The 15,529-nt window shown below is 29.0% G+C and carries 17 protein-coding genes and 1 pseudogene; 7 read left to right on the top strand and 11 right to left on the bottom strand.

Annotated elements, in window-relative coordinates; translation table 4 throughout:
• The first annotated feature begins 310 nt into the window (after positions 1-310).
• Entirely contained in the window at positions 311-1,327 is a 1,017-nt protein-coding gene (gene recA, locus KQ878_RS01810; RefSeq protein ID WP_373422573.1) for a recombinase RecA, read from the top strand.
• A 46-nt stretch (positions 1,328-1,373) separates the two neighbouring features.
• On the opposite strand, the gene KQ878_RS01815 is transcribed toward recA, so the two are convergent.
• The gene (locus tag KQ878_RS01815) at positions 1,374-1,610 is read right to left on the bottom strand and encodes a hypothetical protein (protein ID WP_216505516.1); all 237 of its coding nucleotides are present in this window, start codon (positions 1,608-1,610) and stop codon (positions 1,374-1,376) included.
• Between the two features lie 129 nt (positions 1,611-1,739).
• Between KQ878_RS01815 and KQ878_RS01820 the strand changes: the two genes are divergently transcribed.
• The 3 genes from KQ878_RS01820 to KQ878_RS01830 all read left to right on the top strand — a co-directional run bounded on the left by KQ878_RS01820 (position 1,740) and on the right by KQ878_RS01830 (position 4,074).
• The gene (locus tag KQ878_RS01820; RefSeq protein ID WP_216505517.1) at positions 1,740-2,570 is read left to right on the top strand and encodes a TIGR00282 family metallophosphoesterase; all 831 of its coding nucleotides are present in this window, start codon (positions 1,740-1,742) and stop codon (positions 2,568-2,570) included.
• 269 nt (positions 2,571-2,839) lie between these two features.
• Positions 2,840-3,037, top strand: coding sequence for a hypothetical protein (locus tag KQ878_RS01825; RefSeq protein WP_216567819.1), 198 nt, complete (start codon positions 2,840-2,842; stop codon positions 3,035-3,037).
• A gap of 104 nt (positions 3,038-3,141) precedes the next feature.
• Positions 3,142-4,074, top strand: coding sequence for a hypothetical protein (locus tag KQ878_RS01830; protein WP_216567820.1), 933 nt, complete (start codon positions 3,142-3,144; stop codon positions 4,072-4,074).
• 203 nt (positions 4,075-4,277) lie between these two features.
• Here the strand turns inward: KQ878_RS01830 and KQ878_RS01835 are convergent, their stop codons facing one another.
• The 6 genes from KQ878_RS01835 to KQ878_RS01860 form a co-directional block, all read right to left on the bottom strand.
• Positions 4,278-4,769, bottom strand: a complete 492-nt coding sequence (locus tag KQ878_RS01835) for a dUTP diphosphatase (RefSeq protein ID WP_216505519.1) — start codon at positions 4,767-4,769, stop codon at positions 4,278-4,280.
• A gap of 9 nt (positions 4,770-4,778) precedes the next feature.
• Positions 4,779-5,546 (bottom strand): Nif3-like dinuclear metal center hexameric protein, encoded by a 768-nt coding sequence (locus tag KQ878_RS01840; protein ID WP_216567821.1) that lies wholly within the window; start codon positions 5,544-5,546, stop codon positions 4,779-4,781.
• Positions 5,546-7,045 (bottom strand): RNA polymerase sigma factor, encoded by a 1,500-nt coding sequence (locus KQ878_RS01845; protein WP_373422571.1) that lies wholly within the window; start codon positions 7,043-7,045, stop codon positions 5,546-5,548. The genes KQ878_RS01840 and KQ878_RS01845 overlap by 1 nt, the downstream gene beginning before the upstream one ends.
• On the bottom strand, positions 7,045-8,946 hold the full coding sequence (gene dnaG / locus KQ878_RS01850; protein WP_216567822.1) for a DNA primase: 1,902 nt from the start codon (positions 8,944-8,946) through the stop codon (positions 7,045-7,047). The genes KQ878_RS01845 and dnaG overlap by 1 nt, the downstream gene beginning before the upstream one ends.
• Positions 8,947-8,948: 2 nt before the next feature.
• A complete protein-coding gene (locus KQ878_RS01855) occupies positions 8,949-10,307 on the bottom strand; it encodes a glycine--tRNA ligase (RefSeq protein ID WP_216505522.1) in 1,359 nt (452 codons plus the stop codon).
• A gap of 75 nt (positions 10,308-10,382) precedes the next feature.
• Positions 10,383-11,270, bottom strand: coding sequence for a hypothetical protein (locus tag KQ878_RS01860; RefSeq protein WP_216567823.1), 888 nt, complete (start codon positions 11,268-11,270; stop codon positions 10,383-10,385).
• A 255-nt stretch (positions 11,271-11,525) separates the two neighbouring features.
• Between KQ878_RS01860 and KQ878_RS01865 the strand changes: the two genes are divergently transcribed.
• From KQ878_RS01865 to KQ878_RS01875, 3 genes are read left to right on the top strand one after another with little or no spacing between them, the layout of a single operon-like run.
• Positions 11,526-11,879, top strand: a complete 354-nt coding sequence (locus KQ878_RS01865; RefSeq protein ID WP_216505524.1) for a S1 domain-containing protein — start codon at positions 11,526-11,528, stop codon at positions 11,877-11,879.
• 2 nt (positions 11,880-11,881) lie between these two features.
• Entirely contained in the window at positions 11,882-13,123 is a 1,242-nt protein-coding gene (locus KQ878_RS01870; RefSeq protein ID WP_216505525.1) for a glucose-6-phosphate isomerase, read from the top strand.
• Positions 13,124-13,134: 11 nt separating this feature from the next.
• A complete protein-coding gene (locus KQ878_RS01875; protein WP_216505526.1) occupies positions 13,135-14,421 on the top strand; it encodes a glucose-6-phosphate isomerase in 1,287 nt (428 codons plus the stop codon).
• Between the two features lie 18 nt (positions 14,422-14,439).
• Here KQ878_RS01875 and KQ878_RS04185 read toward each other — a convergent pair whose 3' ends face one another.
• From KQ878_RS04185 to KQ878_RS01895, 4 genes and pseudogenes are all read right to left on the bottom strand, one after another.
• Positions 14,440-14,643, bottom strand: a complete 204-nt coding sequence (locus KQ878_RS04185; RefSeq protein ID WP_216505527.1) for an ABC transporter permease — start codon at positions 14,641-14,643, stop codon at positions 14,440-14,442.
• Complete coding sequence (locus KQ878_RS04190; RefSeq protein ID WP_308506969.1) at positions 14,579-15,001, bottom strand: ABC transporter permease; 423 nt, start codon at positions 14,999-15,001, stop codon at positions 14,579-14,581. Before KQ878_RS04190 ends, KQ878_RS04185 begins: the two co-directional genes overlap by 65 nt.
• Entirely contained in the window at positions 14,943-15,194 is a 252-nt protein-coding gene (locus KQ878_RS04525) for an ABC transporter permease (RefSeq protein WP_506737022.1), read from the bottom strand. The genes KQ878_RS04190 and KQ878_RS04525 overlap by 59 nt, the downstream gene beginning before the upstream one ends.
• Positions 15,195-15,209: 15 nt before the next feature.
• Positions 15,210-15,473, bottom strand: a pseudogene (locus KQ878_RS01895) (ATP-binding cassette domain-containing protein); the annotation flags it as partial.
• Positions 15,474-15,529 lie beyond the last annotated feature (56 nt).

A 15,529-nucleotide genomic window follows, 5' to 3' on the forward strand; every position in this document is an offset into this window, starting at 1 on the left:
AAGATTTTTACGAATTCAATTGAAATATGAATGAATTAGTAAATTTTTTATGTCAGTATCAGATAAAAAATAACTATATACCGACTAATAGTTAACTCATATATGAGTTTATATATAAAAAAATGAAATATTTCCACATTTTTTTATAATTATAGTAGTTAAATCAATAATTTCAGTGATTCTAATAAGAAAAAATAAATGAATTTTAAAATTTAAAGAAATTATCGTTTCAAAAAAAGATTAAAATATTAAAAATCAATTTAAAATATTAAAAAAGTTTTTTAGGTTTAAAATTTGCTGTTTTGCAGTTATAAACACTGAAAGGAAAAAAATGAAAGACACAATCAAAACAAATGAAGCCGTTCAAAAAGCAATATCAGAAATAACTAAAAAATTTGGTGATGAAGCTATAACGTTTTTTGATAATGAAGTTATAAATACACCTGTAAAAATCATACCAACTGGCTCTTATTTATTAAATGAAGCGCTCGGTATAGGAGGATATCCTCAAGGAAGAATAGTTGAGATATTCGGACCAGAAAGCGGTGGTAAAACAACTATGTGTTTACACGCGATTGCCGAAGTACAAAAAATGGGAGGTGTTGCAGCATTTATCGATGCTGAACACTCAATTGATCCGAGTTATGCTAAAAATTTAGGTATTGATTTCTCTAAAGTTATATTATCTCAGCCCGATAGTGGTGAACAAGCAATGCAAATTGTGGACTATTTAGCCAAGAGCGGAGCTATTGACCTAATTATTGTTGACTCAGTAGCTGCGTTGGTCCCAGAAGCCGAATTAAATGGAGAAATGAGTGAACAACAAATTGGCGCACATGCAAGATTAATGTCTAAGGCTTTAAGAAAAATTACCGCAACATTAAATAAAACAAATACTACTATTATTTTTGTTAATCAAATTAGAGAAAAAATCGGAGTAATGTTTGGCAATCCTGAGACAACAACAGGTGGTAGAGCTTTGAAATTTTATGCTTCCATAAGATTAGAGGTTCGGAGAATTTCATCTATTATTGACGGAAAAGATGTAATCGGTAACGATGTTAGAATTAAGGTCGTTAAAAATAAACTAGCCCCACCTTTTAAATCATTACAGACTGAAATAGTATTTGGCCAAGGAATAGATTCACTTGGCGAATTGATTGAATTAGCCTCAATAAAAAACATCATAACGAAGAAAGGGTCCTGATATTCATATAAAAATGAAAATTTATGTCAAGGAAAAAAAACTTTAAAAGAATTGTTGAAACTAAATAAAGAACTGAAAGAACAAATAGAAAAATTATGTTTAGAAAAAAGCGCAGAATAAGTAAGTTCCGCGCTTTTTTTAAAAATATTTGTTTATAAATTATTAATTATTTCTTAGACAAACTATCAACAATCATTAAGATGCCTGAAATCAAGTTGACAAATAATAAGCTAATTATACCCCACACTAAAATTTCATCACTATCATTTGAGTCAAGTTTCTTAAGAGCAAGAATTCCTAGCACAAGTGGAAAAATTAATCAGAATCCAAATATTATACTGATTATTAAAAAAACTTTGGTTATAGTTTTAAGTGTTTGATCTTTCATTTTTGTGCCTTTCATAGATATTAAGCAGTATAAGTATAGCATACTAGTAAAGTTTTTTTGCTGAATGAGTATATTGAATCGTAACTCACAAAGATTTCTTTGCCAAATGTGATAATATTTATTCTAGTAGATAAGAAGGTATCAATGCCAAATAAAAAAATTAATTTATTGTTCATTGGAGATATATTCGGACAACCCGGTATCGACACAGTAGCGAAACATATAGAATACATAAAAGAAAAATATAAAATTGATGTTATCGTTGCGCAATGTGAAAACGTAACTAATCGCAAGGGATTTGTTAAAAGCGATTATGAACAACTAAAGCGTTGTGGCGTAGATGTATGCACGCTCGGAAATCACGTTTGAGCTCAAGATGGAATTTTTGAAATCATTAATAATAATGATGTTGTTAGACCACTAAATATTCCTAACTCTTATGCTGGACACGGAACTACAATTATTAAATTAAAAAACGATACAAATTTAAGAGTAACCTCTTTGATGGGTATTACATTCAACAAATTATTAAATCCTTGAAAACACGAATTCGCAGACAATTTTTTCGATGCTATTGATAATGTCATTCAATACGGCGAAAAAACAGATTTTCACTTCATTGATTTTCATGGTGAAACAACCAGTGAAAAAGCAGTGTTAGGTCTCTATTTGGATGGTAAAGTTGATGCATTATGTGGAACCCATACTCATGTACAAACAAATGATGCAAGAGTTTTAGAAAAAGGAACTTGTTTTATAACAGATGCTGGTATGGTTGGTCCATATAATTGTGCAATTGGCGCTAATTTTGAAGAAGTATATCAACATATGCGTTATGGTGCATTTAGTAAATTCCAAGTTTCAAAAAATTGTTGTCAATTTAATGCTGTTGTTATGGAATTAAACACAATAAACAAAAAAAATAACAAGATTAAAACAATCACTATATTACCCCAAAATAATCGAAAATATTAATATAGCATTGAATTAAAATGCTATATTTCTTTTTTCATTCAAAAATGAGTATATTCGTAAAAAAACACCACCAGTAATTGATTAGTAAATTTTAAATTTATTCTAGAAAATTTAAAGAAGATCTATCAATATAAAAATACGTAAAAATAAAGAAAACAGCATTTTAAGAGATAAAGTTTTGCTGTCACCTTAGGTTCCTATTAATTAAAATATTTAGTATTGTTATTTGTTGTATAATTAGCCAAACATACTTATAAAACTTGCATTGTTTGACAGAACAAATGACACAATTTTTTGTTTTAGGATTTGAATTAAGTAAATACGAAATTACTACAAAAAATTATGATTTAAAACAAAATTTCATAATGACTATTTTAGAGAAATACAATAACAACTTACAAAATAATGTTGAACCATTAATAACAAAAAAATCTGTATATATTAAATATTCGTGATGGAATAATTAATGATAACAAAATCTAAAATTAACGTATATTCTGAATTATATGTTTGGTTATAATTAAAATGTTATTAAAAACAAATCATAATTATGTTATGTGAAAGGAATGAGATGAAACCAAAGTTATATATTATTTCAGGAGTTGCATCCATTATTACTCCTAGTGTAACATTATTATCTGCGTCTTGCAGCACAAATCCAAGGGGGAAATTCGCAAATAATTCTATTGTAGATAAAAAAACTAGGAAAAGTATTGAACAATTATTGGACGGAGCGGTCGAATCTTTAATTGACAATTTTACCGAAGATGATGTTAGAAGATTAAATGCGGACGGAAAATATTTTGAAACACTTTTTTCAAAAGAAGAACAATTGGCAAATTTATTTCTTGCTAAAATCGCATTAATAGATAAAAAAATATTAAAAAACGAAAAAATTTTTAATGGGATAAAGCAGGTTGTTATAGACGCAATAGAGGATTTTGCTAACCTTGCGAAAGATAATAAGTATTTATCCAAGATTATGAAGGATTTTGAAACTTTAATTAACCTTGATAGTGTGCAACAATTTATACAAATTTTAATTAAAACAACGTTACATAAAATTGGAGATTTGCAACAACTGAATAATATCGGTTCCCAAGAAATACAAGATAAATTAAAAGACTTAAGTGACGACTTTCAAAAAATCTCATCTCTAAATCAACAAGAAGAAGTAATTGAAATAAACAAAAAAATTGCCGAATGGATTACTAAAACTTTTAAAAACATTCTTAGTACAATAAAAATGGTTTTTGAACATATTCAACAAAAAGAATTGGACGAAATCATACATGATAAAAATAAATTAGACCAAATCAATAAAGAGTACAGAACTATTTTTAATTTTTTAGATGATATAAATCAAGTGTTTGACAAATCGTTCAATGAATTTGTTTCTTATCTTGATAGAAACAAAAATAAGAAACAAATTAAAATAGATGAAATGGAAAAATTCTTTGAATTTGTTTATCTGAACATTAATATACAAATGTTAAAACAATAAAATGTCTATAAAATCTTGTTCTATTTTATATACCAAATTACAATTTAGATTTCAGTTAGACATAATTTTGCAAAATCAAGATTACTGCTTTTATCTAGTTTATATAAAGTTATTATCGTATGTGTCAGTAAAACATATAAAAACATCAAGTGTTTTAGTATAGCACTTGATGTTTAATTAAGTAATAAGGCTAATGAATGATTTTAATAATGATTTTTGATACGGTCGAAATTTTTCTTGTTTTTAACTTCATATCATTTAAAAATTTCTTCGTCGGTATAGTCAAGCAATTTCGCACATCCAAGTGATAAACTTAACAATTCACTGATTATATCTGCGTTTACTTTACCTTTAGCATCGCTAGCAATTTTAAATATTTCTAGGATTTGATCTGTAGGAAATTTTGAAACAAGTTTAGGTTGAATAATAGGATTTACATTCAATTTATATGCATACGATCCTAGAAAATGTAACACGTCTGCAAATTCTTCTAAAGCGGCTTCCTTATTTACGTTTTTATGTTTTTTTCAATATTTAAAACATTGAACTTCATTAGCAAATTCTGCAAATTCAACTAAAACTGCTAACAGTCATTTAGCTTCTCATTCCTCTGGTTGAACATTTCCAAGATCTTCACGAGAGCTAATTGCATCGTCTAATGTTTTTTGCATTTCAAATATATTTGTGAAATCCATTCTTTTCTCCTAAATATTTTTGTAAGGTTCGCTAATATAAATTGGCGTAACTTTTATGGTTGTAAATTTTTGTTGTAATTGTTGTGTTATATCGCTTACAAAGACTTGTTCATCTAAGTGTGATAATTCCAAAATATCTATATTATGTTCTTTATATAATATTCATTCATTTCATTTAATATCACTAACTAATATTAAATCTATTCCTTTATTATTTAATTCATGAGCTAGCACAGCTGGGCCCGAACCAGATAAAATAGCAATTTTTTTGTATTTTTTGTTTAAATCTGACACGTTAGTTCTGAAATTAAATAATTTCAAATTGTTCTTTAATCTATTAGTAAGTTCATTAATAGATAAATCTGCATTAAGAACACATGGATATGTTTCGTGATAGTCAATATGGTCATTAAAACCTAATCTAAAACCTATTTGATGTGATGTACCCAACACATTATTATCATAATTAGTGTGAAAGGCGAGTACATTTATACGATGTTTTTTTATAATTTCAAGCATTGACTTTTTATAGGGCGCTGCCAAAAATTCTTCATTTCATGTCGGCATAAATTTAAATGGGTGGTGAACTAGAATTAAATTCGAATTAGTTTCTAAAGCTTTATTTAAAACTGCGGTTGTTAAATCAATTGCGACAACAACGCCAGTTATTTTTTCACTTAAATTAAACTTAACGCTAAATCCTGATGGATCTCAAATTTCCGCTGCTTCCAATGGGTAGTTATTAAGTAAATATTGAGTAATTTTTCTTAATTGCATTATTTAAAGAAATCCTTCAAATGTCTGCCTTTACGAGTTGAATTCTTTAGTTTACGTAAAATTTTATTTTCAATTTGGCGAATACGTTCTTTAGAAACACCACGTTCTTTTGCTAATTCTTCAAGAGGTGTTATTTGATATTTTTCGCCATTTTCATCAGCCCCAACACCATATCGTTTACAAATTAAAACGTATTCGTCGCGGTCAAGGGTATCTGTTAAAATTTCATTTAAAACATCGACTAATTCTTCTTGTGAAGCAAAATCAGTAGGACTAACAACACTTTCATCTTTTACGAAGTCTGAAAATGCTGAATCATTTTCTTTTCCGATTTGTTTATCCAATGAAATAGGATCAATGTTTATTTTACGAATATATCTAACTTTTTCAGCTGTATATCCATTACCAAATTTTTCTGCTATTTCTTCATCGGTTGGTTCCGTTCCGTTTTCTTGGTGTAGTTCACGTTCAATTTTGGTTATTTTGTTAATTGTTTCAACCATGTGAACCGGCACCCGAATAGTACGTGCCTGATCAGCAACAGCGCGTGTAATAGCTTGACGAATTCATCAAGTTGCATATGTTGAAAACTTGAACCCCTTCGAAACATTGTATTTTTGCACTGCTTTAACTATTCCGGAGTTGCCTTCCGAAATAAGGTCAATAAAGCTTAATCCACGGTTTTTGTATTTTTTAGCATTATTAATAACAAGACGTAAATTACGCTTAATTAGTTTATCGCGTGCACGTTTGCCTTTAAATCCACCTTTTTCCATTTCACGAGCAAGAGCCTCCTCTTCCTCTTTGTTCAACAATTTCCCGTATTTACCGATTCAACGCATGTATCATTTAACAATATCATTCGTTTCGGTTAGTTTATTACGCAAATCATGAGCAGAAATATTATCTTCCTCTTTAGATAAATCAATTTCTTCATCTTCGAAAGTTTCGATTTCTAAATCGTCGTCAGTTATGTCTTTAGATTTTTTTCTGGCGTCTTTTTTGGCATTTTTACGATTTTTCTTTTCGACTATCTCTTCTTCTTCCTCTTCAGCATAGCTAGAATCATCGGAGTATTCATAATCGTCATCGTAAGTGAATTCTTGAGTGTATTCATCATCAAATTCATCAATATCGATTGCTCCATCAAGCTCATTATCATGTCCAAAATCTTCTTCTTCAACAAGTATACGCTTTTTAAATGTGTCTTCTTCGTTGACTATTTCTTCCACTTCTTCATCAGTGATATCTTCCATTTCATCGGTGATGTCTGATTCTCCAACTTCTAAATCATCTCCCTCATCAACTTCATCTGAAATTAGATTCATTTCATGAAGATTTTCTAACATTTCGTCCATTTGTTCGTCAGGTATCTCTACTTTGATTTGGTCTAAATATTCAAAAATATCAGCTTGAGATAACTTTTCGCGATTTTGTTTTTTGGCATGCTTTTGCACTAATTTAATTACTGCTTCCAGTTCTTTGTTCATTGTCGCCATTATTTTTTCCTCCTATTTATTCTTAGCATGTTTTGAGTCATTTGCTCAAACATTGCTGGGTTTGAGGCAATAAGCCTACTGGTTTTGGGGTCTTGTACGAACGCAATATATTTATCATCGTTTTCTTTTAATGCGTTTTCGTAAATCATTTCAAAATTCATTGATAACTTTTCTTTATCTCCGAGATAATTTTTGAAATCTTGTTTTACTGCTTCAAATTCAGATTTTAATTCTCCGTTATTAGTTATCATTTCTTCAATTCATTTTTTATTAGATTGAGTTAATTCACCATTTTCTAGAATGTTTTGTATTTGCTCTTTATAGTCATCAAAAACATTGAAATTCATCTGATCTTCTTTATTTTTTTCTAAATAAAACTTAATTAGGTCAGGGAAATCAAGAATTAAATAAAATAGTCTATCAATCCAGCTTAATGTGGGTAATTTGTGTTTTTTAACAATGTTAACAGGTGATGAAATTCCATTGTGAGGAATTAGATTAATATCATATGGGTCCTCAGGCAAATCCGGTACATAATCAGGAACTTGGTACATATTCATGAATGTTGCTGTATCTATTTGCGAATTATTTAAATAAGAATCACCAGGTATTGAATATTCATTAGATTCCTGCAAATTACCTTTGAAAATAATTTTATATTTAAAGTCATTGTAAATTTTTTCAGAATAGAAATCTCTTACGTTTGACTCTGAATATTCAATATATTTCGAAAAATAAGATACAAAATTTTGAATATTATTAAGTCTATTATCACCACCGGCGATTAATAAAAATTGATTTTTACCATTTTCATAAATATAATCTAACGAATCTACTGAATCATTGATAAGGTTATTTAAATATTCGGAACCATATTTTTTGAGTATTTCATCAGGATCGAGTCTGGTTTTGTTTTTAACTACTTTCGCGTGAATATTTTTAGATAGTAAATAAGATAATGATTTTAGGGTTGCGTGTTGTCCGGCATTATCGCCATCTAAAAACATAATTATAGTTTTATTATTCAATAATTTGAAGTGCTTGTGAGTTAAAGCTGTACCCATCAAAGCAACCGCATTAATAATGCCTGCTTTATGTAGAGCGATTACATCGAAGAAACCTTCTGTAATTATTAATTCTTTTGTTTCAAGAAAATCTTTAGCTTTATAGAAATTGTAAAGAAGTTCAGATTTTTGAAATAAATGAGACTCAACACTGTTTATATATTTTGGTTTAACGTCTTTGTCTAAAGTACGGGCACTAAATCCAACAATTTTTCCATCATCATTTCTGATACCAAACGTAACGCGATTGTTAAATGATGGTTGCAATGATTCTGGATTAATTAAACCTGCTTTAGCAAATAATGTTGGATTTTGTTTGATTTCGCCAGCAAAGAATTCCAAAAAGTTTTCTTTAGAAGCAAAACCAATATCAAAATTCCTTAAAAGATCGTTTGATAAATCCCTTGAGTTATAAAAACTGTTTAATGTAGTATTTTTAAGTCTAGTAAATTCCAGCTTAAAGAATGAATTGACCTTATCTAAAAGATCTAAAACTTCTAAATCAGATTGTGAATATTTCGAGGGTTTTTGATAAAAAATATGTGAATCATAATTAATGCTTGCTTCATCGGCTAGCAGTTTCAAGGTATCGGGATAAGTAAGTTTTTTAAATTTCATCAAAAATGAAATCAAATTTCCGCCAATGCCACAAACAAAACATTTAAACAATTGTTTAGTTTCACTAACATGCATCGAAGGGTTAGAATCATCATGGAAAGGGCATAAACAAACAAAACTTTGACCTGATTTAGACAAAGCAATATATTTATTTATTACCTCAACAATGTCGTAGCGTGATAATATTTCGTCTTGTAATTGCTTAAAATTTGTATTCATATTTAAATGTGATTAATTAATTCGCTAATTTTTACTCTTTTTTGCTCCATGGTGTCTCTGTCGCGAATAGTAACAGATTCATCTTCTAAAGTATCGAAATCAATAGTTACACATTTTGGTGTGCCAATTGCGTCTTGTCTACGGTATCTTTTACCTATAGAAGCAGTTTCATCGTAAACAACACTAATGCCTTTTTCTAGAAGCAGTTCGTAAATTTCAGTTGCCTTATCATTCAATTTTTTAACTAACGGCAAAACAGCAACTTTGTATGGAGCTAGTTCTTTAGAAAAATGCATAACAATTCTTTTTTCGTTTTCCAAATCTTCTTCGTCATATGCTTCAATTAAAATTGCAAACATAAGTCTATCTAGACCCATAGATGGTTCAATTACGTAGGGGATATATTTTTCATTAGTGGTTGGTTCTAAATATTCCAAACTTTCGCCAGTAGCATTTTGGTGGGCGGTTAAGTCATAATTTGTACGGTTAGCAATACCTAATAACTCACCTCAACCAAATGGAAATAAATATTCAATATCGCTGGTTGCTGATGAATAATGTGACAATTCTTTAGGGTCATGAGCTCTTAATCTTGTATTTTGCTCACTTAATCCTAATTTTCTAATAAATTTAATCGATTTATTGATGTAATAATCAAAAATCTCGTCAGCTTGTGAGGGGTGACAAAAAACTTCTAATTCCATTTGTTCAAATTCTCTAGTACGGAAAATGAAATTACCTGGTGTAACCTCATTTCTGAAACTTTTACCAACTTGACCAATTCCCATTGGCATTTTTGCTCTCATTGAACGTTGGACATTCTTAAAATTAACCATAATACCTTGAGTAGTTTCGGGACGAAGATAAATCTTGCTTTTTGTTTCTTCTGTAACACCTTGTTTTGTTTCGAACATCAAATTAAATTTTCTGATGTCGCTTCATTCGCATTTATCGCCTTCATATTTGGTAACGTTTTTAACTAAAAATTCTTTCATTTCGTCGAAACTCAATGTTTCAGCAACTATATTAGGATTAAATTCTTCAATTAATTTATCGGCTCTATATCTTTTACCATTTACTTTATTTTCAATTAAGGGATCATTAAAATTGACAACATGGCCCGAAGTTACTCAAACCTGCGGATTCATCAAAATCTTTGAATCTAATAAATAATTATTTTTTTCGCTTTGAACAAAATATTGTTTTCATACTACTTCAATATTATCTTTTAATGTAGCTCCCAACGGACCATAGTCTCATGTATTTGCTAATCCGCCATAAATTTCACTTCCTTGAAAAACAAAACCAGAGGCTTTAAGATGGTTAATTAGAGTAGTTATGTTTTTGTCTTTGTTTAACATATTTATTTCCTCATTTCATATCATAAAATTTATTCATTGACTATTTAAATCAATGAATTAAAATTTGACAATTATTTAAAATAAAGCTGTCTTTGTAATGATTTCGAATAATCTTAATCCAATTACTACAACGAATGCTAAAAGAATAATTATTGCAATCACTAACAATGTTGTCGCAAATTTGTTTTTCGCTGGTAAATTGTATTTAGTTGCTTTAATTTCTTGCTCGTAAGGAATTAGTAATTCTTCTGTTTCATAAATGTCAACTTTTGATTCTAGGTTTTCTTGCTCAACTATTACATCGTCATTTGACATTTTTTCGTATTCGCTGCTTGCATCAACAACTTCAACATTAATTGGTTCAGATGTTTGTTGATCTGAGACTGATGCCGGTTCGACTTTTTCGGTTTCAACTTTTTCAGTTGCCACAACTAGTTCGGGTTCTTGCGCTGGTTCAAAATTTTCTTTTTGAGGTGCAACGACTAAATCTTGAGCTGTTGTATTTGAAGTTATAACCGCATATTTGTATTCATTTTTTGGTACAAAAATAATAAATTTATCATCTAACAATACATTTGATGTTTCTCAAGCTATAGAAACATTTTCACTAGAATTTTCAGGTTTGTAAAACGCTTGATTATCAGTGGTATCCTTAGCGGTATAGTCAATACATAGTTTTGATAAAAGTTGTTTAAACTCTACATTTAATTCTTCATGTACTTTAATTGTTTCCTTAACATGTATGTATGCCTTAATTGTTACCAAATCTTGTAACAAATCATCTATGTCATCAAAATTATGTTTTACACGAAAGTAGTCAGTTTGACTAACTTGTTGATGAGTTATTATTGCGTTGATGGTTTTTACCTTTTCAACATATTTTTTTAATGAATTAATTAGTTCATCTTGATCTAAATTGACATAGTATTCTAAGTCAATAATTTTTTTATTTGCTTGATTCATAATATTTCCTTTACTAATTTTAATTCAACTACAACGGGTATGCAATTCGCATTTTTACAACCAAAAACCCATATAATAATTGATATTAGAATTATATACTAAATATATAAATATCAATAATCTTTGTTATAATGCGAATTATATTGAATTTAAGAGCGATTCGAAAAAAATCATAACGGCAGATTTTTTTTAAAAAAAATATGCGTTTATTTTATTATTTTGCAGTAAATTTAAATATTAATTTATAATTGTAATATGAATAAAAAAGGTGATATATTATTTGGGAAAATAATACATATTTGTATTGATGGATTGACGGTCTTCACAAACAAAAAATATGTATTCGAAATTCCTAAAAAAAATGTAACTGATTGAGCTTGGAAAAACTTGTTCAATGAGTTTAAAATAAGAGATAAAGTTAACTTTATCGTAGAGGAAATAGACAACGAAAACAAAACTGGAATTGGAAATTTTAAGGCAAACCACAGTTATTTTGCTCGCTCACCATTTGTTGAAGAATTAAAGGAAACAAAACACGGTTTTAAAAACTTAAAAAAATCTATTGATGCTGAAGTTAATGTTTGAGATATGCAAAATAACCGGAGTTAACAATGTCTAAATTAACACTAAAAGCTTTCAATTACCACCCCGATTTCAATAATGAAAGCCTTATTGAAAAAGCAACAGGAATTATCCGAGGGATTAAATTAAAGACTATAGTCGGCTTCGAAAATTTTGGTTTTCATGAACTAGCTTTAAACTTTGGTCAATTCAATTTAAATGAAATTACTAATTTTGCTGAAAGAATAATCAAACAAAATACCAAAAATATAATCATATTTACCGATTCCAGAACGCGGGATAATATCAACGCTGCAATGGATTTCGTTTATTTTTATGACCTTCTAGGTGATAATAAAATCAAATATGAAATTATAAATTGCGATGAAAACTATACTAATTGATTCGACAAATATGAATATTTTAAAAGAACTTACTGCTTTGAAAAAACAAGTTTCATTTTTACCAAACTCAATATTTTTACTGATTCATTCGTAGAATTCATCAAAGTATTTTTAAATTATATACAATTAAAAAACGGTTATTATAGGACACTTGAACGCTGTTTTATAATTGGAAAACAATACCTTGAAGACCAGTTAAATTTCATTGAAACTATTGAAGAAAATAGACTTATAAGTCCAAATATTTTAGACGAAAGATTTTCTTTTTTTAGTGAGATAAACTTACTTTTAATGCATATGAATGGCATAAATATTAATAATGTATTAGATGGTTATACATCCGCCTCAATCGATTTTACCAGTGAAGACATAAAAAATAATTTAGCCTTCCAATATGGGTATATAAACAGTGTTCTTAAACATGAAAAAAAGCAGAATATTTTAATCGGCGGTAACCAAGGCCTCAATAAAATCTTATTAATTCAAGCTAGATTGAGTAACGAAAATATACAAAAACACAACAATCTTACAAATACCATGTGCTTTCCTGAAGATATTTATACATACGCACCGTACACGATTGGTATGAATCATAGATTTTTCGCTTCCTATATTACTTTTTACCAAGAAAAAACCGATTTCAGAATTACGCCCGAACTGAATGAGAGTGACGGAATTCCAGCATTTAAACAAAATAGGTTAAGTGACGCGAATAAATTAATAACAGATGGAGTTTTGACAACATTGTCGCACATCGCTAATATCCCTTTATGTCAGATAATACTTAATAATAATTCAGAAGGTGTCTTAGGAGCATATGTTTGTTTCATTTACTGATCACAAATTTATGAATCATATTTAAATAAATCTAACCCGTTTGTGGTTTAAAAGGAGTATATATGAAAACTATAGAATTGAATGTATCGAAAGCTATCGATTCAAAAGAATTTAATGAATACCAAGAAAGAGTATCTAAAATTCACAATGCAATTAAAACTAAAACAGTTATTGAAAAAGATTGATTAGGCTGAATTGACTTGCCCAAGAAACTCAAAGATGAAGAATATGAAAAAATGCAAAACATAGCTAAACGTTGAATTAATTCAAATATTGAGGTTGTAGTAGTTATTGGAATTGGTGGTTCGTATTTAGGCGCTAAAGCAGGATATGAATTTATTTATGGGCCTTATTCAAATAAAAAACCTAAAATGGAACTTCTTTTTACTGGCAACTGTGTAAGCGCCGAAAGTTTAGTTTCACAATTACAGTATGTTGAAAATAGACGTTTTGCTATTAATGTAATCTCAAAAAGTGGTAAAACTCTTGAAACATCAATAGCTTTCAGAGAATTTAGAAAATTATTGGAACTTAAAGTTGGTTCAATCAAAGCAAAAGATTTAATTGTTGCTACCACCGATAAATCAAAGGGTATTCTTTATGATTTAGCAACATCAAAAGGTTATGATAAATTAATTATCCCCGATGATGTTGGTGGTCGTTTTAGTGTTTTGAGTCCTGTCGGATTATTCCCATTCATCTGTGCGGGACTAAACACAGAATCTTTACTATTAGGCGCTCAACAGGCTCTAAAAAATAATTCTAGTGAAGAAATTGTTAAAAACGATGCTTACAAATACGCTGTTACAAGACATTATTTATCTAAAAACTATTCATTAGAGTTGCTTGTTAGTTATGAACCAAAATTACAATACTTTCAAGAGTGATGAAAACAACTATTTGCTGAAAGCGAAGGCAAAAACGGTAGAGGACTGTTCCCTGCGAGTTCGCAATTTTCAACAGATTTGCACTCAATTGGTCAATTTATACAAGATGGCAATAAAGTTTTATTTGAAACTTCTCTGTTTTTAAAAAATCCAAATACAAACTTCAAAATTTCAAAGGATTCAGAAAACTTAGATAAAATCTCATATCTAGATGGCAAAGAAGTGCACAAAGTAAATTGAGCAATCTTTGAAGCAACATTGGGCGCTCACCATCAGACTGCAAAAATACCAAATATTATTATTGAATATGATAAAACTGATGAGTTTACGCTGGGTTATTTATTCCAATTCTTTATGATTGCTTTAACAATGTCAGCTTATTTATTAGGCGTAAATCCATTTAATCAACCTGGTGTTGAAGTTTATAAAACCAACATGATCAAAACATTATCAGAAATTTAAAAAGCGGCAACGCTTTTTTTATTTGCCACTTTTTTCTTGAATAAATTTATTGAAATATGTGCGATAACCGAATTTTAATGTAATCATGACGCAAATCGATACTGAAGCTAATATTTCCAGCATAATTGCTATTTGATACATAATTGTGTTTGAAGGATTAGCACCCAAAAGAATTTGACCAGTCGCCATACCAGGTAAGAAGATTATTCGCATTCCTAGCATGGAGTTGATTGTTGGTATAATTGCTGAATCAAAAAGTTTTTAACAGTATTGCTTTAAAAGCAGCTTTAGGAGTTGCTCCGAGCATTAATTTTACTTCAATTTCTTCTCTTTTTTCGTTCATTTGTTCAACCAATACTTTAATTCCAAGAGAAATACCGTTCATTGAATTACCGACCAGCATACCCGCCAATGGAATTACATACTGAGGGTTATATCAAACTGGGATACCAACGACAACAAATACAAAATAGAATATTGCAGCGAGGCTACATGACATCATGGCAATATCTGTAATTAATTTAAGTTTTTTTAGACATTTTATTTTTAAAATGTCTAAAATTGCAAAAAAATTTCATAACTAATAAAAAAGCGATTGTAATAAATGGATTTTGATTATCAATAATATAGCCAAGAGCATATCCCATGATAAATAGTTGAACGCTAATTCTTATAGTCGCAATTAAAATATCATTAGTTCATTTTAATACAATCATTAAAACAATAGCAATAACACCGCAAGATAAAGATATACAAAAAGCAATCTTATGTAACTTACATTATGGATACTATTCATGATCTAACTCCTTAATTTTACCTTCATATATATGCGTTAATGTTTGGATATATTTAGTAGCAACTTCAGGAGTGTGAATTACCATTATTATAGTTTTTTTAGTTTCTTTAGTAAATATTGACAATAAATTTAAAATTAAATCTTCAGTGTCTTCATCTAGCATAGATGAAGGTTCGTCCAAAAGAAAAACTTTCGTACTAACTAATAAAACTCTTGGGAGCAAAAATCTTTGTTTTTCTCCACCCGAAAGACTTTTAGCTTCATCTTCAAGTTTTTATCTAATTTAACATCTGATAATATTTTAGTCATTTC

The organism is Mycoplasma zalophidermidis (assembly GCF_018913985.1).
Classification (GTDB): domain Bacteria; phylum Bacillota_I; class Bacilli_A; order Mycoplasmatales; family Metamycoplasmataceae; genus Mycoplasmopsis; species Mycoplasmopsis zalophidermidis.